Origin of the sequence: Collinsella vaginalis, assembly GCF_900176655.1 — a bacterium.
GTDB lineage: Bacteria > Actinomycetota > Coriobacteriia > Coriobacteriales > Coriobacteriaceae > Collinsella > Collinsella vaginalis.
Genome location: NZ_LT838843.1, coordinates 102,801 through 129,594, shown reverse-complemented (window position 1 = coordinate 129,594; position 26,794 = coordinate 102,801). Strand labels below are relative to the sequence as shown.

Here is a 26,794-nt window from a genome sequence, read left to right as displayed (position 1 = left end):
CCCGAGCCTCGCGCGCTGGCTCGAACCCACTGGACACAGGGCGCATCCGCCGACCTCACTCCGTCCAAAGCAGGCCCGCCTGATGCGCCGCAGAACCTAGCGACCGAGACCGCCGCGCTCGTCGATGGCGGCCCAGAACTCATCCGCGAACCGCGGGTCGGAGGCGGCCATCAGGGCGTTCGTGGCCATCCAGCCGGATGGCGTGCCCGTGTCGTACCCGGACAGCGGATCGACCACGACGGCGTACATGGCCTCGCGCTCGAGGCTGCGAGCCATGGCATCAGTGAGCTGGATCTCCCCGCCCTTGCCGGGCTCCTGATCGGCCAGGAGGTCCATCACGAGCGGCGAGAGAAGGTACCGGCCGACGATGTAGAGGTTGCTCGGGGCATCAGCGGGCGCGGGCTTCTCAACCAGGCCGGAGATCCGCCAGACGGCGCCCGGCTCCTCGTCGCCCACGCTCTCGAACCCGGCGAGCGATCCGGCGCGCTCACCCGCGACCACGCCGTAGCGCGAGACGTCCTCGGGAGCGCAGGGGGCGACGGCGACCACGGAGGCACCGCCGTGGGCCTGGCTCACCTCGAGCATCGCCTTGCAGATAGAGCGGCTGGGGACCACGTAGTCGCCAAGCAGCACGAGGAAGGACTCACCGGCGGTGGCGTCGGCGGCGCTCCTGATGGCGTGGCCCAAGCCGCGCGGCTCGTACTGGTAGCGGAAGTCGACCGGCATGCCACCGGCCTCGGCCACCGCGTTGGCGTACTCAGCCTTGCCGCGCTCACGCAGCAGCGCCTCGAGCGAGCGGTCGGGCTGGAAGTAAGAGAGCAGCTCGGGCTTGCCGGGGCTCGTGACGATGATGACGCCGTCGATCTCCTCGGGCTCGAGCGCCTCCTCGACCACATACTGGATGACGGGCTTGTCCAGCACCGGCAGCATCTCCTTCGGAGTGCACTTCGTGGAGGGGAGAAAGCGGGTGCCGAGACCGGCGGCGGGGATGATGGCCTTCATGGGAACGTCCTTTCGAGGGACCGCGGGCCCCTGGCGGAAACCGACTGCGCCACGGCCGACCCGTGGCGAAATGCTGCACGCTATCATAGCAAGGACGCTCCGCGCTCCCCTGTTACCCGACAGGAAATGCAGAAGGAGCCCAAATGTACACACCGCTCAGGACGGTCGAAAAGGCCGTTTGCGGCGCTGAGCGGCGATCGCGCCCCATCCGGGGTCTACCACGAGGAGGAGCTCATGCACGCTGTCGAATACTCCGACCGAGTCGAATTCATCTCCGATGAGAGCGAGGGCGCGGCAGGCGAGATCCTCGCCGAGGTGACCTTCCCCACTGTCGAGCCAGGTATCGCGGATATCAACCACACCTTCGTCGACCCCTCGCTGCGCGGTCAGGGTGTCGCCGGTGAGCTCCTCGACCGCGCCGTCGCCATCATCGAGCGGGACGGCAAGCGGGCCCGGGCGACCTGCCCCTACGCCATCCACTGGTTCGAGAAGCACCCCGAACGGGCCGATCTGCTGGCGTAGACAAACTCAAGGGGCGACGCGCTTTAAGAGCGGACTCGATGCGCGGTGTGCAGGCTGTCCATTGCGGATGGAGGGTGGCGCGCGGGCCCTCGTATATCCCGCTCAACCGCCGCCGACGGCAGCCGACACCTATGCCGCCCAAATCTATAGACGGAACCGGTGCCGTACGCCGCGAGAGACGGAGGCTAGGCGGAGCCTTGTGCCTACCGGGCCGCCCGCTCTGCAGCAGCCGCCACGAACGACCGCCAGAGTGCGGCGTCGCTCTCGACCTTCGACCAGGTGTACTCGGGATGCCACTGCACCCCAAGGGCGAACGCAGGTCCATCGAGCTCAATGGCCTCGGGCACCCCGTCGGTGGCCTCGCCAACGAGCTTGACGCCCTCCCCCAGCCGGTCGACGCAGCAGTGGTGCGCGGAGTTGACCTGGATGAGGCTGTGCTCCCCCACGATCCGCTGCAGGAGCGACCCCTCGCGCACCTCAACCGGGTGCGCCGGATCGTTCAGGATGTCCGCATGCCGCCAGAGGGCCGTGCCCGGCCGGGGGTCCCGGTTGGGGACGTCCATGTCGAGCGTCCCGCCAAGGGCGACGTTCATGATCTGCATGCCGCGGCAGGTGGCGAACAGCGGGATGCCCGCCTCGATGGCGCGGCGTATGATCGCAAGCTCGAACCGGTCGCGACGGGGGCAGAGGAACTCCGGGTGATGGTAGTCCTTGACGCCCCAGAGCTCCGGATTGACATCATGACCGCCGGGAATGGCGATACCGTCGGCCATCTCGAGGTAGCCGTCGATGGTCTCCTTGTCCTTGGTGATGCCCATCAGCATCGGAACTCCACCGACGGCGAAGATGGCGTCCACGAAGACGTCGGCGACACCGGATTCCGTGCTCATTTGCTCGGGGGCCTGTAGACTGCGCGGACGTGACTCGACTCGAGGGGTGATGAGGATAAGCGGTTTCCGCATGTACTTAGTGCCCCCTGATGGAATCGAGGAACTCGCGGGCGCGCTCGGTCTTCGGGTTCTCGAAGAACTCCTCGGGCGCGCCCTCTTCCAGAATCTGGCCGTCTGCCATGAAGACCACGCGATCGGCGACGCGGCGGGCGAAGCTCATCTCGTGCGTGACCACGATCATCGTCATGCCCTGACCGGCGAGCCGCACCATAACGTCCAAAACCTCGTTGATCATCTCGGGGTCGAGGGCCGAGGTGGGCTCGTCGAAGAGCATGGCCTTGGGGTGCATGGCGAGCGAGCGAGCGATGGCCACACGCTGCTGCTGGCCTCCTGATAGCTGGGCCGGCACCTTCTCGGCCTGGTCGGCCACACCGACGCGTTCGAGCAGCTCCATGGCCTCGCGCTCGGCATCCGCACGACTCATCCCCAGGACCTCCGTCGGGCCGATGGTGACGTTGCGCAGGATGCTCATATGGGCAAAGAGGTTGAAGCTCTGGAACACCATGCCAAGCTCGGCACGGACGGCCGCGAGCTCGGCCCCCTCCTCGGGAAGGGGCTTGCCCGAGATCAGGATCTCACCTGAATCGATGGACTCCAGCCGGTTGATCGTGCGACACAGCGTTGACTTTCCCGACCCCGAAGGTCCGATGACGACCACGACCTCGCCGGTCTTGACCGCAAGGTTGATGTCCTTGAGGACGTGGATATCGCCAAAAGACTTCTCGACGTGACGCAGCTCGATGACGGGCGCGGTGGTGTCTTGGGTGGTCATGGACGCTCCGATCAATGGAGGGGTGGGCGTGGGGGCGGGGGTCAGCAGCTACCTCAGGTTGAGTTCTGGGTCATGCGGTCGACCCGCCCTGATCCGGTCTTCTTCGAGGCGAGGACAGCAAGCTGGTTGATCGCATAGTTCAGCAGGATGTAGATGATGGCCGCCACGAAGTAGGTGGAGACGAGGGCGTCGTAGTTGGTGATGAGGACGCGGGCGTTCTGCAGCAGATCGGGGTAGCTCACCACGTAGGCGAGGGTGGTGTCCTTCACCACGACCACGAGCTGCGAGATGAGCGAGGGGATCACGAACCGGATGGCCTGCGGCACCACGATCAGCATGCGGGCCCGGAAGGGGCGCATGCCGATAGAGAGCGCGGCCTCGGTCTGCCCCCGCGGCACCGCATTCACACCGGCGCGGAGCACCTCGGCGAGGACCCCGGACGCCGCGAGCGCCACCGGCGCCGTGATCATCCAGAACGCCGGCAGCTTGATGCCGTACTGCGGAACCACGAGGAAGAAGAAGTAGATCAGCAGCAGGCTCGGCACCCCGCGGAAGAAGTCCGTCACGATGCGGCAGACAGCCGCGAGCGGGCGGATGCCGCTGATGCGACCGAGCATGAGCAGGAAGCCCAGGAAGATGGCGATCACAGCTGCCGTGAGCGAGACGCTCAGGGTGCCGAGGAAGCCCGAGAAGAGGAACGTCCACGTGGTCCCCTGCGTGAAGAACAACCAGTATTGGGGATCGAGCTGGCCGGTCGCCCAGAACTGATGCACCACGACGACGAGTAGGGCCGCAACCACCACGGCCGCGATGGCCGTGCCGATCTGGATGCGGCGCCGTGTGCGCGGACCAGGCTCCTCGTAGAGGGCGTCGCGCATGGAGAACTGCGCTGACCGTGCGTTCACGCTCATCTGAGCACCCTCACCTTCCGATCGAGGCGGCTTCCGGCGAAACCGATCGCGAGCGCCGTGAGCGCGTAGCCAAGCGCGGAGACGGCGAAGGCGAGGATGCCGCCGGCAGATCGCGTGTTGATATAGGAGACCACGCCGGTGAGCTCGGGCGTGTCCAGGGGGACCTGTGAGCCGAGGGCCGTGGTGAGCATCACCGCAATGAGCAGGTTCGTCATCGGCAGGACCGCGGAGCGCAGGGCCTGCGGGATGACGATGCGGCGCAGGATCTGCCCGAAGGACATGCCGAGGGAGCGGGCCGCCTCGATCTGGCCCACGCCGATGGTGTTGATGCCGCTCATGAAGTTCTCAGAGCCGAAGGCCGAGGCTACGAGCACCACCGTCACGATCACGCTGGGCAGGTAGTCCAGGGTGAGGTTGAGGTACGGCAGGGCGTAGACGACGATGATGAGGAGCGACACGCCGGGGATGTTGCGGAAGACCTGCACGTAGAAATCGCCGACCCACCGGAGCGGCTTGAACGGCGAGACGCGCAGCACCGTCACGAGCACGGCGAGCACCATCACGAACACGAAGCAGACGGCGGTCATACCCCAGGTTGTGATCAGCGCTGATATGTAGTTCTCACCGTAGGTGGACCAAAGCTCGGAAAACCCCATATCCCTCCCCCAAACCATCGGGGGCCATCACGCGTGGACGGCCCCCATGATCATCGCGCCGCACGGCAACACCCATGGGCGTCACCGCGCAGCGTTCTCACATCGTTTACGTTTACGCACCGATCGTGGGCGGTGTGGGGACCTCGTCGACACCGGCGCGGTCGCCGATGGTGATCTTCCACAGCTCCTCCCAGGTGCCCTCGTCCTCGATCTTCTTGAGGAAGTCGTTCACGAAGGAGACACCATCGGAGTCGAGCGGCATGCCGATGCCGTACGGATCCACCGGACCGAAGGGCTCGCCGGCGAGCTTGTACTTGCCGGGCTGCTTGATCATGGCGCCGAGCTGCATGTTGCGGTCGATGACGTAGGCGTCAACGCGCTTCTGGAGCAGGGCGTTGCGGGCCTCCTCATCGGTCTTGAACTCCTGGAGGGTGGCGTCCGGGACGAGCTCCTCCATGATCGAGGGGCCGGTGGAACCGGACTGCACGGCGACCTTCTTGCCCGAGAGGTCGTCCACGCTCGTGACGTCGGTGTTATCGGCGAGCACGAGGATGGACTGCTGGCTCTGGTAGTAGGGGCCGGCGAAGGAGATGACCTTCTTGCGGTCGTCCGTGATGGAGTAGGTTGCGAAGACGGCATCCACCTGGTCGTTCTCCAGGACGGACTCGCGCGTGTCGGAGGTGACCTGCGTGGTCTTGGCCTTGCTCTCGTCACCCAGGATGTAGCGGGTCAGCAGCTGGGAGATGCCGGCATCAAAGCCACGGAGCTTTCCGTCCTTCTCGTTGAGCAGGCTGAAGAGCGCGGAGGTCTGGACGACGCCCAGGCGGATGGAGCCGGCGTCCTTGATCTTCTGCGCCCAGGTGCTGGCGGCGATGGTGGCGTCATCGGCCGTGGAGCCGGCGGCGATCAGCTTGTCGTAGGCGGTGGCGTCGAGCTCGGCCACCTGGTCCTCGGAGCTGCTGCCCGAGGTGGCGGCGCTGCCCGTTGAGGGCGAGGTGCTGTTGGTGGTGCCGCAGGCGGCGAGGCCGAGGGCGGCGACCGTGCCCACGGCACCGAGGCCGAGCACCTGGCGGCGGTTGGGCATGAAATTGCTTGCGGAGTTCTTCATGTTGAACCCTTCCCCATAGGTGAGACAGCGTCCCACCTTCGGTTTGTGTGCTCGATAGTATACCAACGAGATACCGATTCTATACACATATGCGCAGGTCAAAAAAATTCATAATATCCCACAGGGTTAAAGGGTTATTTTCAATCGGCAGAAAGAAAAGGGTCGACCCGGACGAACCGGATCGGCCCTCATGCACCCGCGGGTGATTCGGTATGAGACCGAAGTTACTTCAGGGTGACGGCGGCGCCGGCGGCCTCGAGCTTCTCCTTGGCGGCGTCGGCGTCCTCCTTCTTCACGCCCTCGAGGACGGCCTTGGGAGCGCCCTCGACGACCTCCTTGGCCTCCTTGAGGCCAAGGCTGGTGAGCTCGCGGACAACCTTGATGACCTGGATCTTGTTGTCGCCGAAGCCCTCGAGCACGACGTCGAACTCGGTCTTCTCCTCAGCGGCGGCCTCGCCGGCGGCCGGGGCGGCCACGACGGCGGCCGGGGCGGCGGCGGAGACGCCGAAGGTCTCCTCAATCGCCTTGACGAGCTCGGAAGCCTCGAGCAGGGTCATTTCCTTCAGAGCCTCGATGATCTCATCGGTGGTGAGCTTAGCCATTTCAAATCCTTTCGGTTCCCGCGCCGGGCGGCGCGGAGATCTTTCTGTGACGCCGCGCGGGTGGCGCGGCGGGTGCGCGGCGATACCGCGCTGCTGCTAGGCAGCCTTCTGCTCGGAAACCTGCTGGATCGAGCGGGCGAGACCGCCGGAAACGCCATTGACGCACACAGCGATGTCGCGAGAGAAGCCGCTGATGAGACCAGCGATCTGGCCGAGGAGCTGATCCTTGGTGGGGAGCTCGGCGATGGCCTTGACCTCATCGGCCGTGACGGCCTTGCCCTCGGAGATACCGCCCTTGACCTTGAGGACGTCCTTCGCTGCTGCGGAAAAGTCCTTCAGGACCTTAGCGGCCTCGACGGGCTCGGTCTCATAGAACACGTAGGCGACGGGGCCGACGAGGAGCTCGTCGATCTCGGGCTGGCCCTGGTTCTTGAGGGCGATGCGCGCGAGGTTGTTCTTGTAGACCTTCATCTCGGCGCCGACCTCGCGGAGCTGATGACGCAGATCCTGCGCCTGCTTCACCGTCAGACCGTTGTAGTTGACGACGAACACGCCAGCGTTAGCCTCGATGTGGGACTCGATCTCGGTGACCTTGTCGATCTTGTACTGCTTTACTGCCATAGGTACACCTCCTTCTTCGCTTTCCCGGGCACGACCCGCGCAGATGACGCGGACGTCTCGAAAAAAGAAACCCCCGCGCTGCAAGAGCGACGGGGGCGAGAAGTCAGTTGACTTATCGACCACCTCGGCTGGCGGGAACCCCATTATGCCGTGGGGCGAGACCCCTTGGCACCAGCTGTCTCTGGCAGCGAATCGTGCGTTGAACGTTGAGAGTATGCCAGAGGGCGGGGCGAGGCGTCAAGGCGGTAGTGGCCACGACATCAAACCCGCTCGATCCCCCACCGGACGAGCACAAATCCCACCCGCAACGCCGTGCCCATCGCGGATTTCAGAGCGACTGGTCAAAACAGTCAACTTCTTGGGCAACGCTCCGCAGTGAACTTATAAAACCCGCAGGATCCGATCTTCTTTTGCGGCTCGCCTCTACCCCGACTCGAACTCACTGCATTGTTTCCGCAGGATCGTTTTGTTTTGCATCGCCGAGCATGTAGATATTTGCCCAAGAAGTTGATCGTTTTGACCACTGTCTCGAATATCCGTTCCATATTGTTACCAGAGGCAATGCGTTCGTCTATGCAGCCCAAGTCTTTTTGAAGTTAAGGCTTGAGCCCTGCACGGGAGGGCGACATCTGAATCCACGTTAGAAGCAAAGGTATGCGTATCATCCAAGGTGCCACGAGCGCTTTGCACCGCGACCGCGCAGAGCTTCGCACCCTATCCCAACCAACGCTCGCCTCAACCAACTCCCCGTCACACTCGAAGGGAGCATCATGCAGCTTGCACTCTATTCACCTGCAAACTGTCGAATGGACGGAAGAAGCCGGTGATGGAGGAGGCGACGCTGCATCTCATAGTCTTTACGGCGACAGCGAAGGCGAACTCCGAGTGCACGCGCAATATCGTGGACAAGCGCATCAAGGTGGCGCTCGTCAGCAAGGTCCTCATACCAGACATTGAGTATCGTCATGCCAGCTCCCACAAGACGGTTCTGCCTTCGGTCATCCCGCCCCGATGCCTCAATAGAGTGATAAGCTCGGCCTTTGTATTCCAGCCCTACTCCTAAACCAGGGAAAGCAGCATCGACAAGCTTCGGACCGTCGGATGTCATGACGCGGTAATTGAGGCGCGCCCCTTCGAACCCCGCGCCACCAATGCGCTGCGGTGTGAATAGCAACAGCGCCATGATGGTCTCCATGGGCGAATGCGCTCCATCTAGCATGAGATCAAGGGCTCTACGAGCACAACGCACGCCTCTTGCATTGGATGACCGATCGAGAAACCGTTTAATTCGCGTGACGGATGTCATCGGGACGTTCGTATTAGTAAAGCCATCCCATGAATGGTCGAGCACGTATGTGCCACACAGCTCATAGCCGATACATGCAAGATCGAGCTCGTCTATGGTCCTATGTGACGCCAGTTCAAGAAAAAGGAGCTCGGGCCCCACCACGTGCGCGTCGTTTGACAGGCGAACGATAGAGCGGGGCGAGAGATCACGCTCGCATGTGTACAGCACAATGTCTGAGCGACGGCGATGGCATTGGGACACGGATCCAACGAGCAGGTGATACGGCTTGTCCGTAACGCCGAGTCGCACCATCTCATCTTCCAGTATCGCGGCGGGCAGGACGGAGCACCGGTCCAGTTTGGCCGTCCTCGGGCGCTCAAGCAGATCGGGCAGCAGCCGACCGCTGGCGCGAAACACCTCAAGGGCGCTTATGTCACATACGCAGAATCCCATGGAGACACAATATCGTATTGACCCTGCAACCACTCCCCAGATTCAACTAGGGGGTTAATGAATTTGCAAGACGTCTTTGCATCGAATCTTGAGTCAGTTCTCACGACTGAACAGAACGTTGGCCAAAACCATCAACTTCTTGGGCATTTGCGTGATTTCAAAACGAAGAAACCGCAGGAAAAGATCGACGGGTTCTCCACTCGACGAGACCAGTCGGCCCCGGAGCCATCATTTCCGCAGGAAACCACTGGATGATCGTATCCGTCGCTGCCCAATTTGCCCAAGAAGTTGATGGTTTTGACCACAATCGCGTTCAAACACTGCGCAACAGGCACTGGGCGCCGTCGATCTCCGTGCCAAATCGAGCCTAGCTTTGCAGGTCGAACCTCACGGCGATCCGCTGCTCGCCGCCAAAGGTGCTGGTGAAGAGCGTCAGTGCGTAGTTGCCCGTGAGCATCTCGGTGCTCGCATCGGCAGGCAGGGCCTCACGCACGACGGCGACGTAGGTGAACACGTTGCCGTCGACATCGGTGAGCGTCACCTCATCACCCTCCTTGAGCTCATCGAGCTCACGGCGATCTCACGTACCCTGTGGCGTCGTATGCGAACCGCGGCGCATCTGTCACACTGAGGAACAGACGAAGGGAGACCGATGCACGCCGAAGCGGATGAAGCCGACAACACGGGCGCGGCGAACGAGGCCGCACATGCCGCAGGGTCCGGTACGGCAGATCAAACTGCACAGGCTCCTACTCAGATAGACGCAGACTTCCTTCGCGGCTCAAGCAGTGCGGGCCCGGCCGAGGCATCTGAGCACGGCACCCCTGGCTCACCGTTCCCCGCCGCCCCTGATCCGACCATCACCCGATCTCCCGCGCGGCGAATCGGCCTCGTCGATGTGAACACACCAGGCGAACGATACGCCACGCGCTTCCTGCTCAATGACTTTGCCGAGGCGCTCCTCGCTTATGACCGCGTCTCCGACATCAGCGTGCAGGTCGATGAGCCTCCCACGTTCTACGAGGTCATCATCCCTTCGCGTTCATTTGAGACGGATGATGTAAGTCCGGAGACGGTCTCCGTGGAGCCTGCGGATACATCTGGAGCTGAGCCCCGGCAGGAAGAGCGCAACAGTACGGGGAAATCACCCATCTGGCGCATCCCCATGCCGTGCACGCATAGTTTCAGCAACCTCGACACTCTGGTCATCGGTTTCGGATCGCATGGGAAAATCGGCGCGGGAACGAGATTTGCAGGGCTCAGCACCGCTGGACTGCCCCCCGAACGAGGGACGCGCGTCTACGCCATCGGCACCACCGATGAGGGTAAGCCGAGCGACCTCATTCCGGCCCTCACCGAGCTGCACAAGTGGTGCCATGACGTCGGGGCGATCTGGTGCGGCGGGGTTACCGTGACCGGAGGCGACCTGATTTTGCTAGCTGCTCATGCACCACGCATGGGTTGCTTGCGTCGGAACTGCTCAGAGGCCATCGATCGGCTGATCGGTGCAGTACGCGGCGGGTACAACGTGCTGGAGGCAGCCCTGGTCTACGGGGCACCGGGCGCACAGGTGCTCGCCGCGCGGAGAGGCCTGATAGAAGCCGCCCAGCCCCTCCCGGCCACACTCCGCAGTCTCCTGATCGGGTGGAGCATGCGGCGCTCCAAACACAAACCCGCGCCCTGAGCCCCTGAGCTGCGAAAGGACCCGCTATGTTCCATCTCGGCATCGACGGCGGCGGCACGAAGACCGCCTGTACCCTGTTCCGTTTTGAGGGAAGCTCCCCCGTCCCCCTCGACTCAATCACCCTCCCCACCTGCCACTACGCGCAGGTGGGCCTCGAGGGCATGAAGAGTGTCCTCGCCGAGGCGCTCACGTGGGCACAAAACGTAGCGGGCGACGAACCCCTAGGCATCGCCTTCGGCATCTGCGGCTACGGCGAGGGTGCGGAATCAACCCGTGCCATCGACCGAATCTGCGCCGAGATCGCGGGCGACTCACCCTTCATCGTCGTGAACGATGTGGAGGTGGCCTGGGCAGCGGGCCTAGGCCTCGCTGCCGGCATCGTCCTTATCGCGGGCACGGGTTCTATCGCCTACGGCGTCTGCGCCGGGCGCTCAATGCGGTGCGGCGGCTGGGACTACCTCCTCGGCGACGAGGGCAGCGGCGGATGGCTCGGCAAGGAGGCACTCTACGCCTACGCCCGGCAGGCGGATGGGCGCGCGACACGCGGCCCTCTCTTTGATCTCGTCAACGAGGAACTAGGCTTCACAGACCCCTTCGAACTCATCGCGTTCGCGAACACACACTTCTCCGAACGCGGTGCCATATCCGCGCTCGCCCCGCTCGTCACCGCAGCGGCCACCGCGGGGGACCCAAGTGCCCAGGAAATCCTCAAGCGCGCCGCCGAAGAGGAGGCGGGCCTCATCACGACCATCGCTTGCAGCATCTTCCCCGATGACGGCAGCAAGATCCCCGTCTCCTATGTGGGCGGTACCTTCAAGGCGGGAGCGTTCATCTTGGACCCGCTGAGGCAGGCGCTCCCCGCGCGGTTCCGCATCACCCCGCCGCTCTGGAGCCCCGAAGCAGGCGCGGCCCTGCTGCTCGAGCGGTCGATACGGGAGCTATGAGGTCGCAGAAGCGATAAAGAAGCGCCCTCCCAGCTAGAGGCCGGAAGGGCGCGTTCATCTGTGTTGAGAATCGTCGACTTACTCGGCGAAGCGGTTCTTGTGGTCCCAGCTGTTGATGTAGAGCTTGTCGCTCGTCAGGTAGTCGTAGATGCTGTCCACGATCTCGATGCCGCCGGCGGCGTCGCAGGCCGCCTTGCGGATGAGGGCGCGCTCGCCGGGGTAGTAGACCTTGTCGGCATTGGGCCCGGGCTTCACAGCGGAGAGCTCGTCGAGCACCTCGGACATGTGCTGCTTGAACGCATCGAGGCCCGCGAAGCGCGCCGGGTCGATCACGATGTGCAGGTGGCCGAGGTCGCGACCCTCGGAGAGGTCGTGGTACATGGAGGACACGTTCTTGCCCGCGGGCACGCCGAGCAGCACGCCGGAGAGGATATCGACCATCATCATGAGGCCGTAGCCCTTGGGCCCGGCGATGGCAACGAGGGCGTTCACCATATGCGGATCGGTGACGGGGCGGCCGTCGACATCGACGGCCCAGGTGTCGGGGATGGAGCGGCCGGCGCTCTTGGCGTCGAGGATCTTGCCCCAGGCCTGCACGGTGGTGGCCATGTCAAAGTTCACGAAGCGGTCGTCAGCCGTGGGCGCGCCGAACGCGATGGGGTTCGTGCCGTAGAAGGGCTCGGCGCCGCCGTACGGGATCACCATCGGGTCGGACTGGCACATCGTGAGCAGGCAGAGGTCGTTCTTGGCGGCCATCTCGGTGTAGTAGCCGAGCGCGCCGGTGTGCGAGACGCGACGCACGCCCACGACGCCGATGCCGTTCTCCTTCGCCATCTGCATGGCGTACTCCAGGCCCTTGATGGCGAAGGGGTAGCCGCAGCCGTTGTCGCCGTCGAGCATGCCCGAGCAGGGGCCGGTCTGCTCCCAGGTCCACTGCGGATCGTGGGTGATGCCGCCCTTGGCGATGCGCTCGGTGTAGTACTCGACGCGCACCTCGCCGTGGCTGTGAAGACCGCGCTCGGAAGACCAGGTGAGCACCTCGGCCGTCTGCTCGGCGTGCTCCTCGGAGAGGCCGGCGGCCACGAACTTGTTCTTCATAAGGGTCTTGAGTTCTTCGCGTGCAACGAGCATGTCCTTTGTCCTTTCGAGACGGGAATTAGTTGTAACCGCGGCCGACGGATGCCGGCCCGGGGTTTACTGAGTTACGGGCGGTTCTGATGCCACGTCAGGCTCGTCGGTCGGCTCGACGTATTCCTTGCGGCCAAAGAAGATATCGCGGTCGATGCCGTTGGGCTCATGCTTGGCGACGAGCATGCCGCAGAACACGTCGGAGATGACGTTCGGGGGCGTTCCGATACCAGCCGTGATGTACTCGAGACCGCCGACGATGGCGATCGCATCCATAGGCAGACCGAGGGCCGGGAACAGCATGGTGAGCGAGATGAGCGTTCCGCCGGGGGCCGCAGCGTTGGCAAATGAGAGCAGCCAGCTGATGACCGCGCAGTGAATGAGCGCGGGACCGGTAAACTCGATGCCGTAGAGCTGGGCCACAAACATCGCGGTGACCGCAAGCTGCAACGCCTTGCCGTTGCTGTTGAGCGGCATGCCAAGTGGGAGCACCAGATCGCAGATGTCACGACGCAGGCCGATCTTCTTCTTGGCATCCTCCATCTCAACAGGAAGCGTCATCGCCGACGAGATGGTGGCCGCCGCCATGACAACCATGGGGACGGTCTTGCGGAACAGCTTCCCAATCGGAAGCCTGCAGTAGATGGCGACGAAGACGTACCACAGAACGCAGAAGACCATCGAGGTGCCGAAGAGCACGAGGATGAACTTGCCCACCGAGATCAGCACGTCAATCCCAAGCGCGCCAACGCTCGCTGAGACGTAGGCGAAGACGCCGATGGGTGCGACGTTCATGACCGCGCGGATGATGATGAGCAGCAGCTCGTTCATCTCCTCGATCAAGGAGTACACGTGCGACGTCTCATGATGCTCGCGGTAGACGCTGCACGCCACGCCGAAGAAGATGGAGAACACGATACAGGGGACCATGGCGCCCGAAGCCATGGAGGACACGATGTTCTTGGAGAAGAAGCTCGTCAGCGTGTCTTTGAGCGACAGCGTGGCCACCTCGAGATCACTGGAGGCATGCGCAACCAGCGAAGCGCCGTCTGCTGTGATCCCAGGTTTAAAGATCTCGGCTGTGAGCACTCCGAACGCCGCAGCCAGGAGCGAGGTGAGGAAGAAGAGCGCGATGGCCTTGATGCCGATGCTTCCGAGCTCCCTCGGGGTGAGAGAGCCCACCGCTGCGATAATCTGCCCCATGACAAAGGGAACCATGCACATCTGAACCAGCGAGAAGAAGATCTCGCCCACGAAGCCGATCTCCCCCATAACGCTACCGCCCACCAGGCCGGCGATAACGCCGAGGACGAGGGCGAGTGCGATGGCAACCGTCGCATTGTACCTGAACCGTTTCATCCCTTCATCTCCTTTCATTCCGAACTAGCCAACGTAGACGCCGGAACGAAGGCGCGGGCCCGCGCGCGGCGAAATCCAACAGCACAACCGAACAAGGCATCCCAGCCAGAGGTGTGGCCGATGCCGACCATGACTTGCACGCATCGGTCGAAATCAACAAGCCGGCGCTCCCGCACGGCCTGAGTGAGATCAATCCAGACCGGATTCACCCACCCTGCGGCGAGGGCTTCAATATACGCGAGACTCACATCGGTTGTCCTGCCGCGAGATGCCCGGACGATATGGGCTGCGAGATCGTCATCGCTTCCGCATGCCTTCAACGCAAGAGCGTATCCAAGGAGGAAATCATCGCCCGAGGGGGTGAGCCCAGGCCCGCGACCGATGAGCGTGTCAAGGGCGCGGGTGCCCTCCTCCCCTCGCCAATCTGCGCAAGCGAGCACGGTGACTGCGGCAGTCGCGGTGGCGTCGCCGGCAAGTCCGCTCTTTTCCGCCACACCCTGCCCGCTGAGCTGGATGAAGATCCAGTTGGCATCCTCTACCTCGATCTGCGGGCAGGCGCAGTCCACAACCGCGGCGGCGTTGAGATCGAGCTCAACCACCCCATCCAGGGTGTAGATGCGCAGGATGCCCTCCTGCACGGCGGCCACATAGCCGGCCTTCAGGCGGGGAAGCAACCGGGCGAGCTCTCCCGCATCGAGCGTGAACCCGATGCAGGAGAAAGGCTCCCCCGCCGCGCCCACGTGCACGATCCGCCCGCTGAACTCAATGTTGAAGCTCGTGGCGAACACGCTGTGCACGTGCCCCATGGCATGCCCTTCCCGCAGGAAGCTCACAGAGGGGGCGCGGGCGGGGATCATATGCTACTCGATTCCTATGCTGGCGCAGAGGGCCTCGAGTGCTGCCTCGAAGCAGCCGAGCGGGGCGCGAACCGTGCCGGCGCCGATCTGCCCGACGCCTGCGCGCTTGTGGGCAATACCGGTGTTGATCAGCGGCGTGATGCCGGTCGCCACCACGCGGCGGATGTCGATGCCCTGGCAGGTGCCCTTGAAGTCCCAGGTGGGGATCGTCCAGGCGGGGTTGTGGGCGACGCAGATGCGTTCCATCTCATTCGAGGTCGCGAGCGCGTCCCCAAAGCCGCCGGCGCCCACGAACCGGGTCACACCCGGGGCGGCGATCATCGCCATGGCCCCCACGCCCACGGTCTCCGTGATGGCCGAGTCGCCGATGTCGGGGTTCGCGTCCTCAGGGCCGTAGCCGGTGAAGTACAGGCCGTTCGGCGTGTTCACCGGGGCGCAGAACCACTCGTCGCCGAGCGCCGAGATGCGCACGCCGAAGTTCTCGCCGTTGCGGCACATGGTGGTGACGATCGATCCCTCGCGCACCTTGCGCACGTAGTCGACGATCGACTTGCCCATAGCCATCATGATGTTCAGGAAGAACTGGTCGGTGTCGGCCAGGAACTGCATGACCTCCTGCTTCTCGGCGGCGTCCCAGTCAAGTGCGGTGATGAGCGGCGCCACCTCCTTCAGGAAGCAGAGCGAGGCGGCGATGTTGCGCTGGTGGAACTCGTCACCCATGGTGATGGCGCGGGCCACGAGCACGTTGAGGTTGATGCCGCCCTCTTTCTCGGCCAGCGCGGCCGCGAGCACCGGGCCGAGCACGTCGCGCATCCAACGCAGGCGCTGGACGACCTCCTCGGAGTAGGCACCGAAGCGCAGCACCTTGCCGATGCCCTCATTCATGGTGCAGTAGCCGACGGTGCCGTCCACGCGGTTCTCGACCACCACGAGCGGCATGCTCTGGGTGGTGATGCCGCCCATCGGGCCCACCGCGTGCACGTGATGGCACGGAATGAAGGTGACCTCGCCGCTCTCCAGGAGGGCGCGGGCGTCGGCCTCGTTGTCGGCCCACTCCTCGAAGAGCACTGCGCCCACGCAGGAGCCCTGCATCGGATCGGTCATGTGACCGTACTCGATGGGCGGGCCGGCATGCAGGATCACCTTGCCGTTGATCTCGGGGATGAGCTCGCGGGCCGGCTTCACGTCAACCAGGAAAGGCTGCGAGGCACGGAAACGCTCGATCACGCGATCGTTCGCCTCGTCGAGGCCCTCGATGCGGGACAGCTCGGTCAGCAGGTGGATCATGCGCTTGTTGCCGCCGGCGAGCGGCTTCCAGCTGTACTGGACGCTCTGGGCCCCGTAGGCGCGCAACGGCTCGTTGAAGCTCTCGAGACCGACGTTGATCACGCGCGGCTTGGTGGTGAGGAGCTCCATCACGGCTTCGCTCGGAGCGGGGACGGGCACGCCCGTGGGCTCGAACGGCACGGTCTCGCGATCGGCCTCGGTGAAATCGATGCCCTTGTAGGCGAGGGCGGCGCGCACGGCGGCGGCGTTGCTCTCCTCCATGACGGCCCCGGCCTCGCGCAGTAGGGCGACGGAGCGGTGGTAGTCCTGGGGGTCATGCTCGGTGCCCACGACGGTTCCCACGAAACGCAAGTCGCGGCCATCGGCCTTCGCCGTGGCGATGCACTCGGAGATCACCGGGGCGAGCTCGGCGGCCATATCCGGATGGCAGCCGTAACCGAGCACGCAGTCGAAGACGATGACGCCCGTGGTGGGCTTCGCCGCGTACTCGCGCATCATGCGGACGCGCACCTCGGGGTCGATCATCGGATGCGGGCGGCCCTGCGTGTAGATGTCGTCGCCGAGGTCGATGACGTCGTAGCCGTCATGACGGAGCATGTAGCCGTCTTCCTTGATGATGTGGCCGAGGTCGAGCGCTTCGGTGATCATCATGGCCGCCTCACCGGCGAGGGTGCCGCCGGAGTACAGGCCGATCACGGTCTTGTCGGACGAGAGCGGTTCGGTGACCTCGAGGTCGAGGGGCATGAGGTAGTTCTTCTTGACGGCCTCGCCGCGGGCAAGGTCGACGGCGATGCGCGCGCACTCCTCAAGGGTGTGCGCGAGGTGCACGTGGCCCTGGTGCGCCTCGGGCTTCTCGCCGATGAAGATCGCCACGACCGGCTTCGAGCAGCGGGCGAGGAGGTCGACGACCTCATCGCGGACCGCAGGCGCGGGCGGCTTGGAGATGACGCAGATCACATCCGTGGGGTCGTGGTGCTCGAGGGCGGCGATGGCGTCCTTCACGGTCACAGCGCCCACGGCCTCGTTGAGATCGCGCCCGCCGGTTCCGATGGCGTGCACGCATCCCCCGCCCAGGCGGTCGATCATGCAGGTGACCTCCTGGATGCCCGTGCCGGATGCGCCCACGATGCCGATGTTTCCCGGGTTGATCACGTTTGTGAACGCGACGGGAACCGAGGAGATGACGCCGGTGCCGCAGTCGGGACCCATGAAGAGCAGGCCCTTCTCATGCGCCTTTTTCTTCAGGCGGACCTCATCCTCGAGCGGCACGTTGTCGGTGAAGGAGAAGACGTTGAGCCCGAGATCGAGGGCGCGCTCGAGCTCGGGAGCCGCGTACTCGCCGGGGATGGAGAAGAGCGCCATATTCGCATCGGGAAGGAGCGAGACGGCCTCCTCCCAGCTCTCAGCGGTACCGGCGCCCTCGTCGGCCCCCTTCTTGACCGACAGATCGGCCAGGAACGACTCGGCCTCGGCGAGCACCGTCTCGACGACACCCTCCTCCTCAGCCTCGACGACGATCACCATATCACTGGGGTTCGCGGCGGCCGCCTCGGGTGTGAGCAGACCCGCGGCGTTGTAGATATCCTTGTTCGCCTCGGTGCCCATCATGATCTGGCTGCGCACGACGCCCGGCGTCGCGTTGATCTGGTTTGTGAGCAGCATCAGGTTGATGGAGTCCTGATATGAGTTCTGCTTCACCACGGTGTAGAGCATCACTCAACCCCTTCCTTCGCATTCAATCGGTTCGCCGCCCCAAGCGGGATGGCTGCGTGCAGACTTGCATACGCTGACAGTTAAGCACGGCGGATATGGCACCGCATGGACCGGTTGAGATAGCGTTTTAGGGGTTTCTTTATCCGCGTCGGACATTGCCCCCCTGTTTCCCCCTCCGTACTCTGTCAAGTAATGGCAAAGAGCCGCACGGCCTTTGGCCGTCCTGTCGAAAAGAGAGGGAGTCAGAAGATGAGTGTTACCGCCGAGGAGGTCGCGGCAACCCGAGATTGGCTCGGGCAATACGGCCCCGATGAACGAGGCGGCATGACCCGCCTGCTCTTCACCCGCGAGTGGCTGGACGCCCAGCTCGCCCTCAAGCAGAGGTTCGAGGACCTCGGCATGAGCGCCGCCTTCGATGAGGTCGGCAACCTGATCGCCACCTACCCCGGTACCGACGGCACCGGTGAGGTCATCGCCACGGGCAGCCACGTCGACACCGTGGTCCAGGGCGGCAAGCTCGATGGCGCACTCGGCATCTTCGGCGGCTACCTCGCCGTCAAGGATCTCATCGAGACCTACGGCGCGCCCCGCAAGTCCCTGCGCATCATCTCCATGGCCGAGGAGGAGGGCAGCCGCTTCCCCTTCGTGTTCTGGGGCAGCAAAAACCTCGTGGGCACCGTCCCGGCAAGCGACCTCAAGGGCGTCGCCGACGCCGAGGGCGTCCCCTTCACCGAGGCCCTGACCGAATCCGGGTTCGGCCTGCGCACCTCCGCCAAAAGCGGTCTCGATGACGTCAAAGCCTTCGTGGAGCTCCACATCGAGCAGGGCAACACCCTCGAGATGGAGGGCAAGACCGTGGGTGTCGTCAACGCCATCGCCGGTCAGCGCCGCTACAACATCACCCTCTCCGGCCAGGCGAACCACGCCGGCACCACCCGCATGTGCTACCGCCACGACGTGATCCAGGTCTTCGCGGAGATCGTCGCGGGTTCCATCGCCAAGGCGAACGTCGAGGGCGATCCGCTGGTGCTCACCTTCGGCCACATCGAGGTGACCCCCAACACGGTCAACGTCGTGCCCGGGCACGCCATGTTCACCATGGACTGCCGCCACACCGACAAGGAGACGCTCGTGCGCTTCTCCGAGGAGATCGAGGCCGACATGGCCCGCATCGCCGCAGAGCACGGCGTCGGGATCGAGATCGACCGCTGGATGGATGAGGATCCGGTTCCCATGGATACGGAGCTCGTCTCCCTCATCGAGGAGACCTGCGCCGAGCGAGGCGCCAACTACCGCGTCATGCACTCCGGCGCCGGCCATGACTCCCAGGTCATCGCCCCTCATGTCCCCACAGGCATGCTCTTCGTCCCGAGCATCGGCGGCGTGAGCCACAACCCTGCTGAGGACACCGATCCTCAGGAGCTCGCTGAGGGCATCGACGCCCTCGCCGCGGTCCTGCACAAGCTCGCGTATTAGCACTGATCACGAACTGAAAGGGGTCCTTCAATGGCCGACATGTATGGAAAGAACTACTGGAAGCGCATCATATTCACCTTCTGCCTCGGATGGGTCGTCATCTGGGTCTACCGCTCGATGCTCTCGCCTGTGTACAGCGAGATCCAGGGCACGATCGGCGAGCAGACGAATGCCGCCATGGGTCTGATCTCGAGCTGCTACTTCTTTGGCTACACGGCGCTCCAGATCCCATCTGGCTGGCTCGTCGACCACTTCGGCCAGAAACGCGTCCTCATCCCCGGCTTCATCGTCTTCGCCGCGGGCGCCTTCCTGATCGCAACCGCCTCGAGCCTCTCCACCATCTACCTTGGTAGCGTGCTCGCCGGCGTGGGCTGCGGTGTGTACTACGGCGCCGCCTTCTCCCTCACCACCCAGCATGTCCCCGCCGACAAGAAGGGCGTGGGCACCGCTATCGTGAACTCGGGCTCCGCGCTCGGTATGATCCTCGGTATGACGGGCTCGAGCTTCATCGTCAAGCAGCTGCACCTCCCCTGGCAGACCATGGTGTTCATCTCCGCTGGCCTGATCACCTTCATGGTCATCTGGTACGCCATCGCGCTCAAGGACAACATGGCCGAGAAGCGGGCCCTGCGTGAGGGCGGCCAGGCCGCGGCGGCTGCCGCCAGCAAGGCGGACACTGTGGTCGAGACCGCTCCCACCGTCAAGCCCCGCCTCTTCAGCCTCCGCTTCATCGCCTGCTACGTCCTGTACTTCTGCACCTGCTATGCGTACTACATGATCGTGACCTGGCTCCCCTCCTTCCTTGAGACGGAGCGCGGCATCACCGGCGGCCTGATCGGCCTCATCGTCTCGATGATCTCAGTCACCGCCATCCCGGGCGCCCTGCTCTTCTCCCGCATCTCGGACAAGAAGCGCGACAAGAAGAACTTCATCATCATCTTCCTCGAGATCTGCGCCTTCGTCCTCGTCGCCGTCTCCATGTTCGCCCCGAACGCTGGCATCCTCGCGGCCATCCTGCTGCTCTACGGCCTGCTCGGTAAGCTCGCCGTTGACCCGGTCCTCATCTCCTACATGTCTGACCAGGCTGATCCGAAGTCCGTTGCCACCACCCTCGGTGTCTTCAACTTCTTCGGCATGGCGTCTTCAGTTGTCGCGCCTGCGCTCACCGGCGCTATCATTGATGCGACCGGCTCTGGCGAGCTCGGCTTCTACGTCGGGGCGGCTCTGCTCGCGGTCGGCACGGTCCTCTTCGTGCTCACCAACGCCAAGAGCAAGGCTGCGGTCGCTGCTGCGTAAGGCTGCGAAAGCTCACTACTCTCCGCCGCCGCGCACCTTCCCGGGGACGCGGCGGCATTCTGCACGATAACCCCCACGAACGAAAGGAATCGCACATGGGTTACCTGAACAACGTTACTGGATACCGCGACGACCTGCTTCAGAACCGCTCGGTGGTGAAGCGCAACTGGGCTGTCATCGAGCCCGACGGCTGCGTGAAGAACACCATCCCCGGCTTTGAGAACTGCGACATCACCATCCTCGGCTCGCCGAAGCTCGGCGGCAGCTTTGCCGACTACCTGATCACCATCCACGAGGGCGGCAAGAACACCCAGGGCTGGGGTCGCGCCGGCGAGGAGCTCTTCCTCTACATTTTCAACGGCACCGTGAAGGTCTCCGACGGCGCCGATGAGCAGACCGTCACCGACGGCGGCTACATCTACGTGCCCGAGGGCAAGCGGATCTTCTTCGAGAACGTCGGGGAGGGCGATGCCCGCGGCTTCATGTACAAGCGCCTCTACGAGCCGCTCGAGGGGCACGAGGCCCACACCGTCATCGGCAACATCAACGATGTCGAGTGGGTTGACTACGAGGGCATGTCCGATGTCCGCGTGAAGGACTTCCTGCCCTCCGCCACCAACCTCGGCTTCGATATGAACATGCACATCCTCTCCTTCAAGCCCGGCTCCTGCCATGGCTACATCGAGACGCATTTCCAGGAGCACGGGGCCTACATCTACTCCGGCGAGGGTATGTACGTCCTCGAGGACCAGTGGCTGCCCGTCAAGAAAGGCGACTACCTCTACATGGGCGCCTACTGCCCGCAGGCGGCCTACGGCATCGGCCGCGACGAGGAGTTCGCCTACATCTACTCCAAGGACTGCAACCGCGACGTCACGCTGTAAGCGCACGTCATCGTAGGCAGAGGCCGCCTTGTCGCTCGCGCGCAGGGCGGCCTCTGCCGTTCCACGGCAGCGCAACCAGATGCGTCCGCCGTTCTCAGGGAGGTCAGTATGAACGTATCCGAGGTGCTCCAGCTCCCCTCGTTTGAAGGGGCGCACATCGTCGCCGGTGCGGCCGGCAGCGGGCGACAGGTGACCTCGGCCATGGTGCTCGAGGCGACGGATATCGAGTCCTGGGGCCGCGAAGGGCAGATGCTCATCACGAGCTTCTACGCGCTCGACGTGCTCTCAGACGAGGACCTCGTTTCCTTCTTCAGCGAGGTCGCCCGGATAGGGATCAGCGCCATCGTCTTCAAGCCTGAGCGGCTCCTCGCCGACCCGCCCGCGCGCATGGTGGAGCTCTGTGATCAGCATCAGATCCCACTGATCCTGATCGGGAAGAACACGAGCTACGAGTCCCTGCTCCTCGATGTCCTCGGCCACGTCCTCGATTCGAACCTGACGCTGCTGAACCGGTTTTTCGAAGTGCACCGCCAGACCATGGCCTTCGCCCTCGAGCGCCCGAGCGTCCTGCAGATCCTCCTCCGCCTCAGGAGCATCATCCATGCGAACCTCACCTTCCTGGACGCCACCAAGGGCCGCCGGATCTCCACCGACCCTGGCCTCGGCGAGTACGCCATCTCAAAGCTCACGACGATGAAGCCTGGCCGCTACCGCTCGAACCAGTACTTCGACGCGGTGCTCACCTGCGGCGACGCGACGCGCTGGGCGACGGCGGCGCGGATCCCCAGCTCGGACGACCACGATTACTACCTCGTGATCCATGCGGTGAGCAGTGACCTCACCGCCATCGACATCATGGCGACCGAGAACGTGATCAGCCTGCTGCAGATGGAGGTCCTGAAGCAGAACGCCGTGAAACGCAAGGTCTTCTTCCGGCACAACAACCTCGCGCACGACCTGTTGCTCGGCCAGGTCAAGGGCGAGTCCGAGGTGGCGCTCGCAACCGAGGAGCTCGGCATCGGCGAGCACCCGCTCTACGAGATCCTGCAGGTGCGGATCGAGAGCGGGCGCGCCCTCCGTGACCGTTACGAGGAGATTCTGCGCACGGTGCGCCAGCGCATCGCGATGATCTGCCGTGACTTCGCCTACTTCGAGGCGAACGACCGCATCACGTTCATCCACAATTTCCGGACCGAGGAGGGGCGCTTCAAGACGCAGGTCATCAGCGACATCCTGTCGGAGCTCGGCTCCCTGCCGAACGCCACCGACCTGAACCACCTCGCCGCCATCAGCTCGATCGGCGGCCGCGATGAGTTGGCGCGTCTGAACAGCGAGGTCTTGGATATCGTGCGCTTCTTCGACGGCGACCGCTACCCGCGCGCCGTCATGAGCTACGACGACCTCGGCATCTACAAGATCTTCATGCAAGTGCACGACATGGGGCATCTCGCCAGCTTCGTCGACCCGCGTGTCGAGCGCCTGCGCAATGAGTCGGCGGACCTCTTCCGCACGGCGCTCACGCTCTGCGAGGAGAACCTCAACTACCACGAGAGCGCCCGCGTCCTCTTCGTGCACCCCAAGACCGTGCGCTACCGCGCGGGGCGCATCGCCGAGCTCTTCGGGCTCGATCTGCACAACCCCGACGACCGCCTGCAGATCGCGCTCGCCGGGCGCATCTACCGGCTCATCGGCTCCCCGGAATCGGAGGCCCGCCATGGTGCCTGAGAACGTCACACTGCTCGATGGGGCCCTCGGTGCCACCGTGCATCCTGCCGCCGAGGACGTCGCTGCATCGGGGATCGCGATCATCTACCTGCACGGGGGCGGATTCCTCTACGGTGAGCGCGACGACCTGCCGGAAGCGTATATCCGCCAGATCACGGGTACCGGCCATGCGCTTGTGGCTCTCGATTACCCGCTCGCACCCGAGTGCCCCCTCCCCCGGATCGTTGATGTTGCCGAGGCTGCGGTGGGCGAGGTTGCCGACAGGCTGTTTCCGGTGCTCGGCTGCAGCCGGTACGCGCTCTTTGGCCGGTCCGCCGGCGGGTACCTTGCGCTCATGGTCGCCGCGCGGCTCGCGCGCCGTGGTGCGATGAGGCCGTTTGCCATCTGGGACTTCTACGGGTACTACGACCTGCGCGAGTCCTTTGTCGCCTCGGTGTCCCCGCACTATGCGGCGATGCCCCCGGTCTCACGGGAGCTGGCGGACCGACTGGCCGGTGCCCCTGGATCTTCGCCTGCTGAGGGGCCGTATGTGACCGCCGGGCCCAAGGCGACCCGCTTCGGCCTCTACGTGCATGCACGGCAGACGGGCCGCTGGCCGGAGCTGCTCGGCGTGGATCTGGACGACCTGGACGCGCTCTCACTTACGGCCGTAGACATCGCCGCGCTCCCTCCCCTCTTCATCACCGCGAGCACCGGCGATGAAGACGTGCCACTCGGCGTGTCCAAGCGCCTCGCCCGCACCGCACCACGCGCTCGTATGCATCAGGTCTACTATCTGGAGCATGACTTCGACCGCGATACGACTAACCCGGCAGGCGTTAGGGCGTATGCAGCGGCCTTGGCGTTCCTCGACGAAATTGTCCATGACGACGAGTCCGCTCCCCCACCGCGTCCGCATGATTCGCCTGCGTAGGGGAGCCGTTGAGGCCAACCCGGACCGACAGGTATCCTGCAAGTGACCGTCGACATGCAACCGCACGCACCGCAACTGATTGGAGAGCATCATGCACATCGCGCTACTCGAACCCCTCGGCATCAGCGCTGAGCGAGTCCAAGAGCTCGCACGCCCCCTCATGGAGGCAGGACACAGCTTCACGTCCTTCGATACGAAGACCACCGACCCGGCCGAGCTCACCCGGCGGGCTGCCGGTGCCGAGGTCGTCATGATCGCGAACAACCCGCTGCCGGCTGAGGTCATCCGCGCGCTTCCCGACCTCAAGATGATCGCCGTCGCCTTCACGGGCATCGACCATGTGGCACTCGATGTCTGCCGTGAGCGTGGAATCACGGTCTGCAACTGCGCCGGCTACTCCGATGTCGCCGTGGCCGAGCTCACCGTGGGCCTTGCCATCGACGTTCTGCGCCAGGTGGCCGCCGGCGATGCCGCGGTGCGCGGCTGCGGGACGAACGCCGGCCTCACGGGTCGTGAGATCGCCGGGAAGACGGTGGGCATCGTGGGCACGGGCCATATCGGCACGCGGGCGGGGCGGCTCTTCAGCGCCTTTGGCGCGCGGGTGCTCGGTTACGCCCGCCACGAGAACCCGGAGGCCACGGCTGCCGGCATCGAGCACGTCGACCTCGAAACGCTGCTGCACGAGAGCGACATCGTCTCGCTGCACCTTCCCCTGAATGACGCGACGCGCAAGAGCTTCGATGCTGATAAGATCGCTCAGATGAAGCCCGATGCTGTCTTCATCAACTGCGCGCGTGGGGCGATCGTCGGCAACGATGCGCTCGCCCAGGCCCTCACCGAAGGGCGAATCGCCGGGGCCGGCATCGATGTCTTCGACGCCGAGCCGCCCATCGATGCGGACTACGCCCTGTTGAAGGCCCCGAACACCATCTTCACACCGCACGTCGCTTTCCTTACCGAGGAGGCCATGGCGCGGCGCGCCGTGATCGAGTTCGGGAATGTCTCTGCCTGGGCCGCCGGCACACCGGAGAACGTCTGCCCGCTGTAGAAGCGGGACGGGTCGACGGACATCACGCATGGACGTCGGCCCGCTGCCCTTTTTCGGCGCTGCTAAAGCCTTGGAGTCCGGTGCGCCGATCTCCTCAGCCCTACGTTGCGCATGAGCTTCGGCACACTGATCTCCTTGACACCGGTGCTTGTTAACCAGCGCTGCTTCATCATGGATCCTCCGCTGCCAGCGTAGCCTTTGGGGCCTCTGAGCTGGCGCCATTCCACATGCGGACACGGAATATGTTCTCAGACAAAGCCGCCCCCGCCCGGATGCCCGGACGGGGGCGCATTCAGGTTGCAAACTTGGGAAACAGCGTCTTACGCGACGTTCTCCTTCAAGTAGGTGATGATGTCGTCAGACTCATAGAGCGGCTTGCCGTCGATGAAGAGGCAGGGTACCTGCACCTTGCCGCCGACGCGCTCAAGCTCAGCTCGGGCGCTGTCATCAGATGAGATGTTGCACAGCGGGAGCTCGACGCTGTTCTGCTCCATGAAGTTCAGGACCTTGCGGCAGAACGGACAGGTGGGACGGTAGTAGAGCTCGTATGACGTTGCCATGGTGGCCTCCTTGGTATCAGGTCCGCGCGTGCGCGGTCGGTCGCCGAAAATATACCCACGCATACCGAGCGCTTACGAAGGTCCAAGCATCGCCCTTTATACTTTGAAGAAACCACGGGGCGGTGCCTGCGGCCTGAAGAAGCGGCCTAAACAGGCAGCTTCAGCATGGTGTCATGATGGTGCCCCCTGAGACCCGAAGGGAGCGCTCATGATCGTGACCACAACTCACAGCGTAGACGGACGCCAGATCACCTCATATAAGGGGATTGTATTTGGCGAGGTCATCAGCGGTGTCGACATGTTCAAGGACTTCGCGGCGGGAATCTGCAACCTTGTCGGTGGGCGCAGCAAGAGCTACGAGAACGAGCTGCTCGCCGCCCGTAACAACGCGATCGATGAGATGTGCCAGCGTGCCGCGGCGCTCGGCGCCCATGCGGTGGTGGGCGTTGATGTGGATTACGAGACGCTGGGCAACGGCGGCATGCTCATGGTAACCGCGAGCGGAACGGCCGTGACCTTGAGCAACATGTAAAGACGCTTCCACGTTCGAGCTGCGCCCCAGAACTGGACTCATAAACCCTGACTCATACCATGTGTTCAGGCTCTGGGGTGCAGCGTTCCGTGGTCGGCTCTTGTCTCCTCCGTGGCTAGCTCTGCCAGCTCTTGCCTCCTCCGTGGCCGATTCTGGCTTCTTCCGTGACCACACCGTGGCCGCGCTCAGCCGCGAGCGCGCTCCACTCGGCGCATTCTCGCACCATTTCTAAGGGCAGCCCTCGCTCGCTTCTTATCCTCCACGCACCCACGACGAAATATTATATTTTTCTAATATTTTATATAGAATATTAAATATTTAGGTTCTTATATTTTCCGACTCGGATCTGACTAGTAGAAAATGTCAGATCTGCGTCATTCTCGCCCTGACGCTTGTACCTCAGCGCCTCTTCACGGCATAGATCGATTACATTTACATGAAAAAGTAACTTATATAAAGCTTCATAGATGCGAGCTTGAACAGAAATTGCCATCGGAAGTCAA

General features: G+C 63.8%; 25 protein-coding genes. 10 read left to right on the top strand and 15 right to left on the bottom strand.

What is annotated here, in order from left to right; all coding sequences use genetic code 11:
- Nucleotides 1-96 precede the first annotated feature (96 nt).
- A complete protein-coding gene (locus CAP13_RS02340) occupies nt 97-1,002 on the bottom strand; it encodes a UTP--glucose-1-phosphate uridylyltransferase (protein ID WP_085830053.1) in 906 nt (301 codons plus the stop codon).
- A gap of 234 nt (nt 1,003-1,236) precedes the next feature.
- Between CAP13_RS02340 and CAP13_RS02335 the strand changes: the two genes are divergently transcribed.
- A complete protein-coding gene (locus tag CAP13_RS02335) occupies nt 1,237-1,524 on the top strand; it encodes a GNAT family N-acetyltransferase (RefSeq protein WP_085830052.1) in 288 nt (95 codons plus the stop codon).
- A 203-nt stretch (nt 1,525-1,727) separates the two neighbouring features.
- Here the strand turns inward: CAP13_RS02335 and CAP13_RS02330 are convergent, their stop codons facing one another.
- The 9 genes from CAP13_RS02330 to CAP13_RS09830 all read right to left on the bottom strand — a co-directional run bounded on the left by CAP13_RS02330 (nt 1,728) and on the right by CAP13_RS09830 (nt 9,426).
- On the bottom strand, nt 1,728-2,486 hold the full coding sequence (locus tag CAP13_RS02330) for a gamma-glutamyl-gamma-aminobutyrate hydrolase family protein (RefSeq protein ID WP_085830051.1): 759 nt from the start codon (nt 2,484-2,486) through the stop codon (nt 1,728-1,730).
- Between the two features lie 4 nt (nt 2,487-2,490).
- The gene (locus tag CAP13_RS02325; protein ID WP_085830050.1) at nt 2,491-3,246 is read right to left on the bottom strand and encodes an amino acid ABC transporter ATP-binding protein; all 756 of its coding nucleotides are present in this window, start codon (nt 3,244-3,246) and stop codon (nt 2,491-2,493) included.
- Nucleotides 3,247-3,299: 53 nt separating this feature from the next.
- Nucleotides 3,300-4,157 (bottom strand): amino acid ABC transporter permease, encoded by an 858-nt coding sequence (locus CAP13_RS02320; RefSeq protein WP_085830049.1) that lies wholly within the window; start codon nt 4,155-4,157, stop codon nt 3,300-3,302.
- A complete protein-coding gene (locus CAP13_RS02315) occupies nt 4,154-4,813 on the bottom strand; it encodes an amino acid ABC transporter permease (protein WP_085830048.1) in 660 nt (219 codons plus the stop codon). The genes CAP13_RS02320 and CAP13_RS02315 overlap by 4 nt, the downstream gene beginning before the upstream one ends.
- A 112-nt stretch (nt 4,814-4,925) precedes the next feature.
- Nucleotides 4,926-5,921 (bottom strand): glutamate ABC transporter substrate-binding protein, encoded by a 996-nt coding sequence (locus CAP13_RS02310; RefSeq protein WP_085830047.1) that lies wholly within the window; start codon nt 5,919-5,921, stop codon nt 4,926-4,928.
- A 224-nt stretch (nt 5,922-6,145) separates the two neighbouring features.
- Entirely contained in the window at nt 6,146-6,523 is a 378-nt protein-coding gene (gene rplL, locus CAP13_RS02305) for a 50S ribosomal protein L7/L12 (protein ID WP_085830046.1), read from the bottom strand.
- A gap of 96 nt (nt 6,524-6,619) precedes the next feature.
- Nucleotides 6,620-7,144: a 50S ribosomal protein L10 gene (gene rplJ / locus CAP13_RS02300; protein ID WP_085830045.1), complete on the bottom strand. Its 525-nt coding sequence runs from the start codon at nt 7,142-7,144 to the stop codon at nt 6,620-6,622.
- 784 nt (nt 7,145-7,928) lie between these two features.
- Nucleotides 7,929-8,339: a hypothetical protein gene (locus tag CAP13_RS09615; protein WP_143764873.1), complete on the bottom strand. Its 411-nt coding sequence runs from the start codon at nt 8,337-8,339 to the stop codon at nt 7,929-7,931.
- 913 nt (nt 8,340-9,252) lie between these two features.
- On the bottom strand, nt 9,253-9,426 hold the full coding sequence (locus CAP13_RS09830; protein WP_179184893.1) for a hypothetical protein: 174 nt from the start codon (nt 9,424-9,426) through the stop codon (nt 9,253-9,255).
- 111 nt (nt 9,427-9,537) lie between these two features.
- Here CAP13_RS09830 and CAP13_RS02290 point away from each other — a divergent pair, with 111 nt between their 5' ends.
- Nucleotides 9,538-10,569, top strand: a complete 1,032-nt coding sequence (locus CAP13_RS02290) for a hypothetical protein (protein WP_085830043.1) — start codon at nt 9,538-9,540, stop codon at nt 10,567-10,569.
- Nucleotides 10,570-10,595: 26 nt separating this feature from the next.
- Complete coding sequence (locus CAP13_RS02285; RefSeq protein WP_085830042.1) at nt 10,596-11,513, top strand: BadF/BadG/BcrA/BcrD ATPase family protein; 918 nt, start codon at nt 10,596-10,598, stop codon at nt 11,511-11,513.
- A gap of 78 nt (nt 11,514-11,591) precedes the next feature.
- On the opposite strand, the gene allD is transcribed toward CAP13_RS02285, so the two are convergent.
- From allD to CAP13_RS02265, 4 genes are all read right to left on the bottom strand, one after another.
- On the bottom strand, nt 11,592-12,644 hold the full coding sequence (gene allD, locus CAP13_RS02280) for an ureidoglycolate dehydrogenase (RefSeq protein WP_085830041.1): 1,053 nt from the start codon (nt 12,642-12,644) through the stop codon (nt 11,592-11,594).
- A gap of 63 nt (nt 12,645-12,707) precedes the next feature.
- Entirely contained in the window at nt 12,708-14,000 is a 1,293-nt protein-coding gene (locus tag CAP13_RS02275) for a dicarboxylate/amino acid:cation symporter (RefSeq protein WP_245798864.1), read from the bottom strand.
- A 14-nt stretch (nt 14,001-14,014) separates the two neighbouring features.
- Nucleotides 14,015-14,857 (bottom strand): oxamate carbamoyltransferase subunit AllH family protein, encoded by an 843-nt coding sequence (locus CAP13_RS02270; protein WP_085830039.1) that lies wholly within the window; start codon nt 14,855-14,857, stop codon nt 14,015-14,017.
- Nucleotides 14,858-14,860: 3 nt separating this feature from the next.
- Entirely contained in the window at nt 14,861-17,857 is a 2,997-nt protein-coding gene (locus CAP13_RS02265; RefSeq protein WP_085830038.1) for a bifunctional FdrA/YlbE family protein, read from the bottom strand.
- A gap of 249 nt (nt 17,858-18,106) precedes the next feature.
- Here CAP13_RS02265 and allC point away from each other — a divergent pair, with 249 nt between their 5' ends.
- The 6 genes from allC to CAP13_RS02235 all read left to right on the top strand — a co-directional run bounded on the left by allC (nt 18,107) and on the right by CAP13_RS02235 (nt 25,199).
- Nucleotides 18,107-19,333 (top strand): allantoate deiminase, encoded by a 1,227-nt coding sequence (gene allC / locus CAP13_RS02260; protein WP_085830037.1) that lies wholly within the window; start codon nt 18,107-18,109, stop codon nt 19,331-19,333.
- 30 nt (nt 19,334-19,363) lie between these two features.
- Nucleotides 19,364-20,629 carry an MFS transporter gene (locus CAP13_RS02255; protein ID WP_085830036.1) on the top strand — a complete coding sequence of 422 codons (1,266 nt, stop codon included), beginning with the start codon at nt 19,364-19,366 and terminating at the stop codon, nt 20,627-20,629.
- 95 nt (nt 20,630-20,724) lie between these two features.
- On the top strand, nt 20,725-21,513 hold the full coding sequence (gene allE / locus CAP13_RS02250; RefSeq protein ID WP_085830035.1) for a (S)-ureidoglycine aminohydrolase: 789 nt from the start codon (nt 20,725-20,727) through the stop codon (nt 21,511-21,513).
- 108 nt (nt 21,514-21,621) lie between these two features.
- Entirely contained in the window at nt 21,622-23,238 is a 1,617-nt protein-coding gene (locus CAP13_RS02245; protein WP_085830034.1) for a PucR family transcriptional regulator, read from the top strand.
- The gene (locus CAP13_RS02240) at nt 23,228-24,151 is read left to right on the top strand and encodes an alpha/beta hydrolase (RefSeq protein ID WP_085830033.1); all 924 of its coding nucleotides are present in this window, start codon (nt 23,228-23,230) and stop codon (nt 24,149-24,151) included. Before CAP13_RS02245 ends, CAP13_RS02240 begins: the two co-directional genes overlap by 11 nt.
- A gap of 91 nt (nt 24,152-24,242) precedes the next feature.
- Nucleotides 24,243-25,199 carry a 2-hydroxyacid dehydrogenase gene (locus CAP13_RS02235; protein WP_085830032.1) on the top strand — a complete coding sequence of 319 codons (957 nt, stop codon included), beginning with the start codon at nt 24,243-24,245 and terminating at the stop codon, nt 25,197-25,199.
- 320 nt (nt 25,200-25,519) lie between these two features.
- On the opposite strand, the gene CAP13_RS02230 is transcribed toward CAP13_RS02235, so the two are convergent.
- Nucleotides 25,520-25,759: a glutaredoxin family protein gene (locus CAP13_RS02230; protein ID WP_085830031.1), complete on the bottom strand. Its 240-nt coding sequence runs from the start codon at nt 25,757-25,759 to the stop codon at nt 25,520-25,522.
- A gap of 208 nt (nt 25,760-25,967) precedes the next feature.
- On the opposite strand from CAP13_RS02230, the gene CAP13_RS02225 reads away from it, so the two are divergent.
- On the top strand, nt 25,968-26,291 hold the full coding sequence (locus tag CAP13_RS02225) for a heavy metal-binding domain-containing protein (RefSeq protein ID WP_085830030.1): 324 nt from the start codon (nt 25,968-25,970) through the stop codon (nt 26,289-26,291).
- The last annotated feature ends 503 nt before the right edge of the window (nt 26,292-26,794 follow it).

Excerpts from the sequence above, each read along its gene's own strand:
- CAP13_RS02340 (WP_085830053.1), bottom strand. The coding sequence starts at position 1,002 with ATGAAGGCCATCATCCCCGCCGCCGGTCTCGGCACCCGCTTTCTCCCC.
- CAP13_RS02335 (WP_085830052.1), top strand. The coding sequence starts at position 1,237 with ATGCACGCTGTCGAATACTCCGACCGAGTCGAATTCATCTCCGATGAG.
- CAP13_RS02330 (WP_085830051.1), bottom strand. The coding sequence starts at position 2,486 with ATGCGGAAACCGCTTATCCTCATCACCCCTCGAGTCGAGTCACGTCCG.
- CAP13_RS02325 (WP_085830050.1), bottom strand. The coding sequence starts at position 3,246 with ATGACCACCCAAGACACCACCGCGCCCGTCATCGAGCTGCGTCACGTC.
- CAP13_RS02320 (WP_085830049.1), bottom strand. The coding sequence starts at position 4,157 with ATGAGCGTGAACGCACGGTCAGCGCAGTTCTCCATGCGCGACGCCCTC.
- CAP13_RS02315 (WP_085830048.1), bottom strand. The coding sequence starts at position 4,813 with ATGGGGTTTTCCGAGCTTTGGTCCACCTACGGTGAGAACTACATATCA.
- CAP13_RS02310 (WP_085830047.1), bottom strand. The coding sequence starts at position 5,921 with ATGAAGAACTCCGCAAGCAATTTCATGCCCAACCGCCGCCAGGTGCTC.
- rplL (WP_085830046.1), bottom strand. The coding sequence starts at position 6,523 with ATGGCTAAGCTCACCACCGATGAGATCATCGAGGCTCTGAAGGAAATG.
- rplJ (WP_085830045.1), bottom strand. The coding sequence starts at position 7,144 with ATGGCAGTAAAGCAGTACAAGATCGACAAGGTCACCGAGATCGAGTCC.
- CAP13_RS09615 (WP_143764873.1), bottom strand. The coding sequence starts at position 8,339 with ATGGAGACCATCATGGCGCTGTTGCTATTCACACCGCAGCGCATTGGT.
- CAP13_RS02290 (WP_085830043.1), top strand. The coding sequence starts at position 9,538 with ATGCACGCCGAAGCGGATGAAGCCGACAACACGGGCGCGGCGAACGAG.
- CAP13_RS02285 (WP_085830042.1), top strand. The coding sequence starts at position 10,596 with ATGTTCCATCTCGGCATCGACGGCGGCGGCACGAAGACCGCCTGTACC.
- allD (WP_085830041.1), bottom strand. The coding sequence starts at position 12,644 with ATGCTCGTTGCACGCGAAGAACTCAAGACCCTTATGAAGAACAAGTTC.
- CAP13_RS02275 (WP_245798864.1), bottom strand. The coding sequence starts at position 14,000 with ATGAAACGGTTCAGGTACAATGCGACGGTTGCCATCGCACTCGCCCTC.
- CAP13_RS02270 (WP_085830039.1), bottom strand. The coding sequence starts at position 14,857 with ATGATCCCCGCCCGCGCCCCCTCTGTGAGCTTCCTGCGGGAAGGGCAT.
- CAP13_RS02265 (WP_085830038.1), bottom strand. The coding sequence starts at position 17,857 with ATGCTCTACACCGTGGTGAAGCAGAACTCATATCAGGACTCCATCAAC.
- allC (WP_085830037.1), top strand. The coding sequence starts at position 18,107 with ATGAGTGTTACCGCCGAGGAGGTCGCGGCAACCCGAGATTGGCTCGGG.
- CAP13_RS02255 (WP_085830036.1), top strand. The coding sequence starts at position 19,364 with ATGGCCGACATGTATGGAAAGAACTACTGGAAGCGCATCATATTCACC.
- allE (WP_085830035.1), top strand. The coding sequence starts at position 20,725 with ATGGGTTACCTGAACAACGTTACTGGATACCGCGACGACCTGCTTCAG.
- CAP13_RS02245 (WP_085830034.1), top strand. The coding sequence starts at position 21,622 with ATGAACGTATCCGAGGTGCTCCAGCTCCCCTCGTTTGAAGGGGCGCAC.
- CAP13_RS02240 (WP_085830033.1), top strand. The coding sequence starts at position 23,228 with ATGGTGCCTGAGAACGTCACACTGCTCGATGGGGCCCTCGGTGCCACC.
- CAP13_RS02235 (WP_085830032.1), top strand. The coding sequence starts at position 24,243 with ATGCACATCGCGCTACTCGAACCCCTCGGCATCAGCGCTGAGCGAGTC.
- CAP13_RS02230 (WP_085830031.1), bottom strand. The coding sequence starts at position 25,759 with ATGGCAACGTCATACGAGCTCTACTACCGTCCCACCTGTCCGTTCTGC.
- CAP13_RS02225 (WP_085830030.1), top strand. The coding sequence starts at position 25,968 with ATGATCGTGACCACAACTCACAGCGTAGACGGACGCCAGATCACCTCA.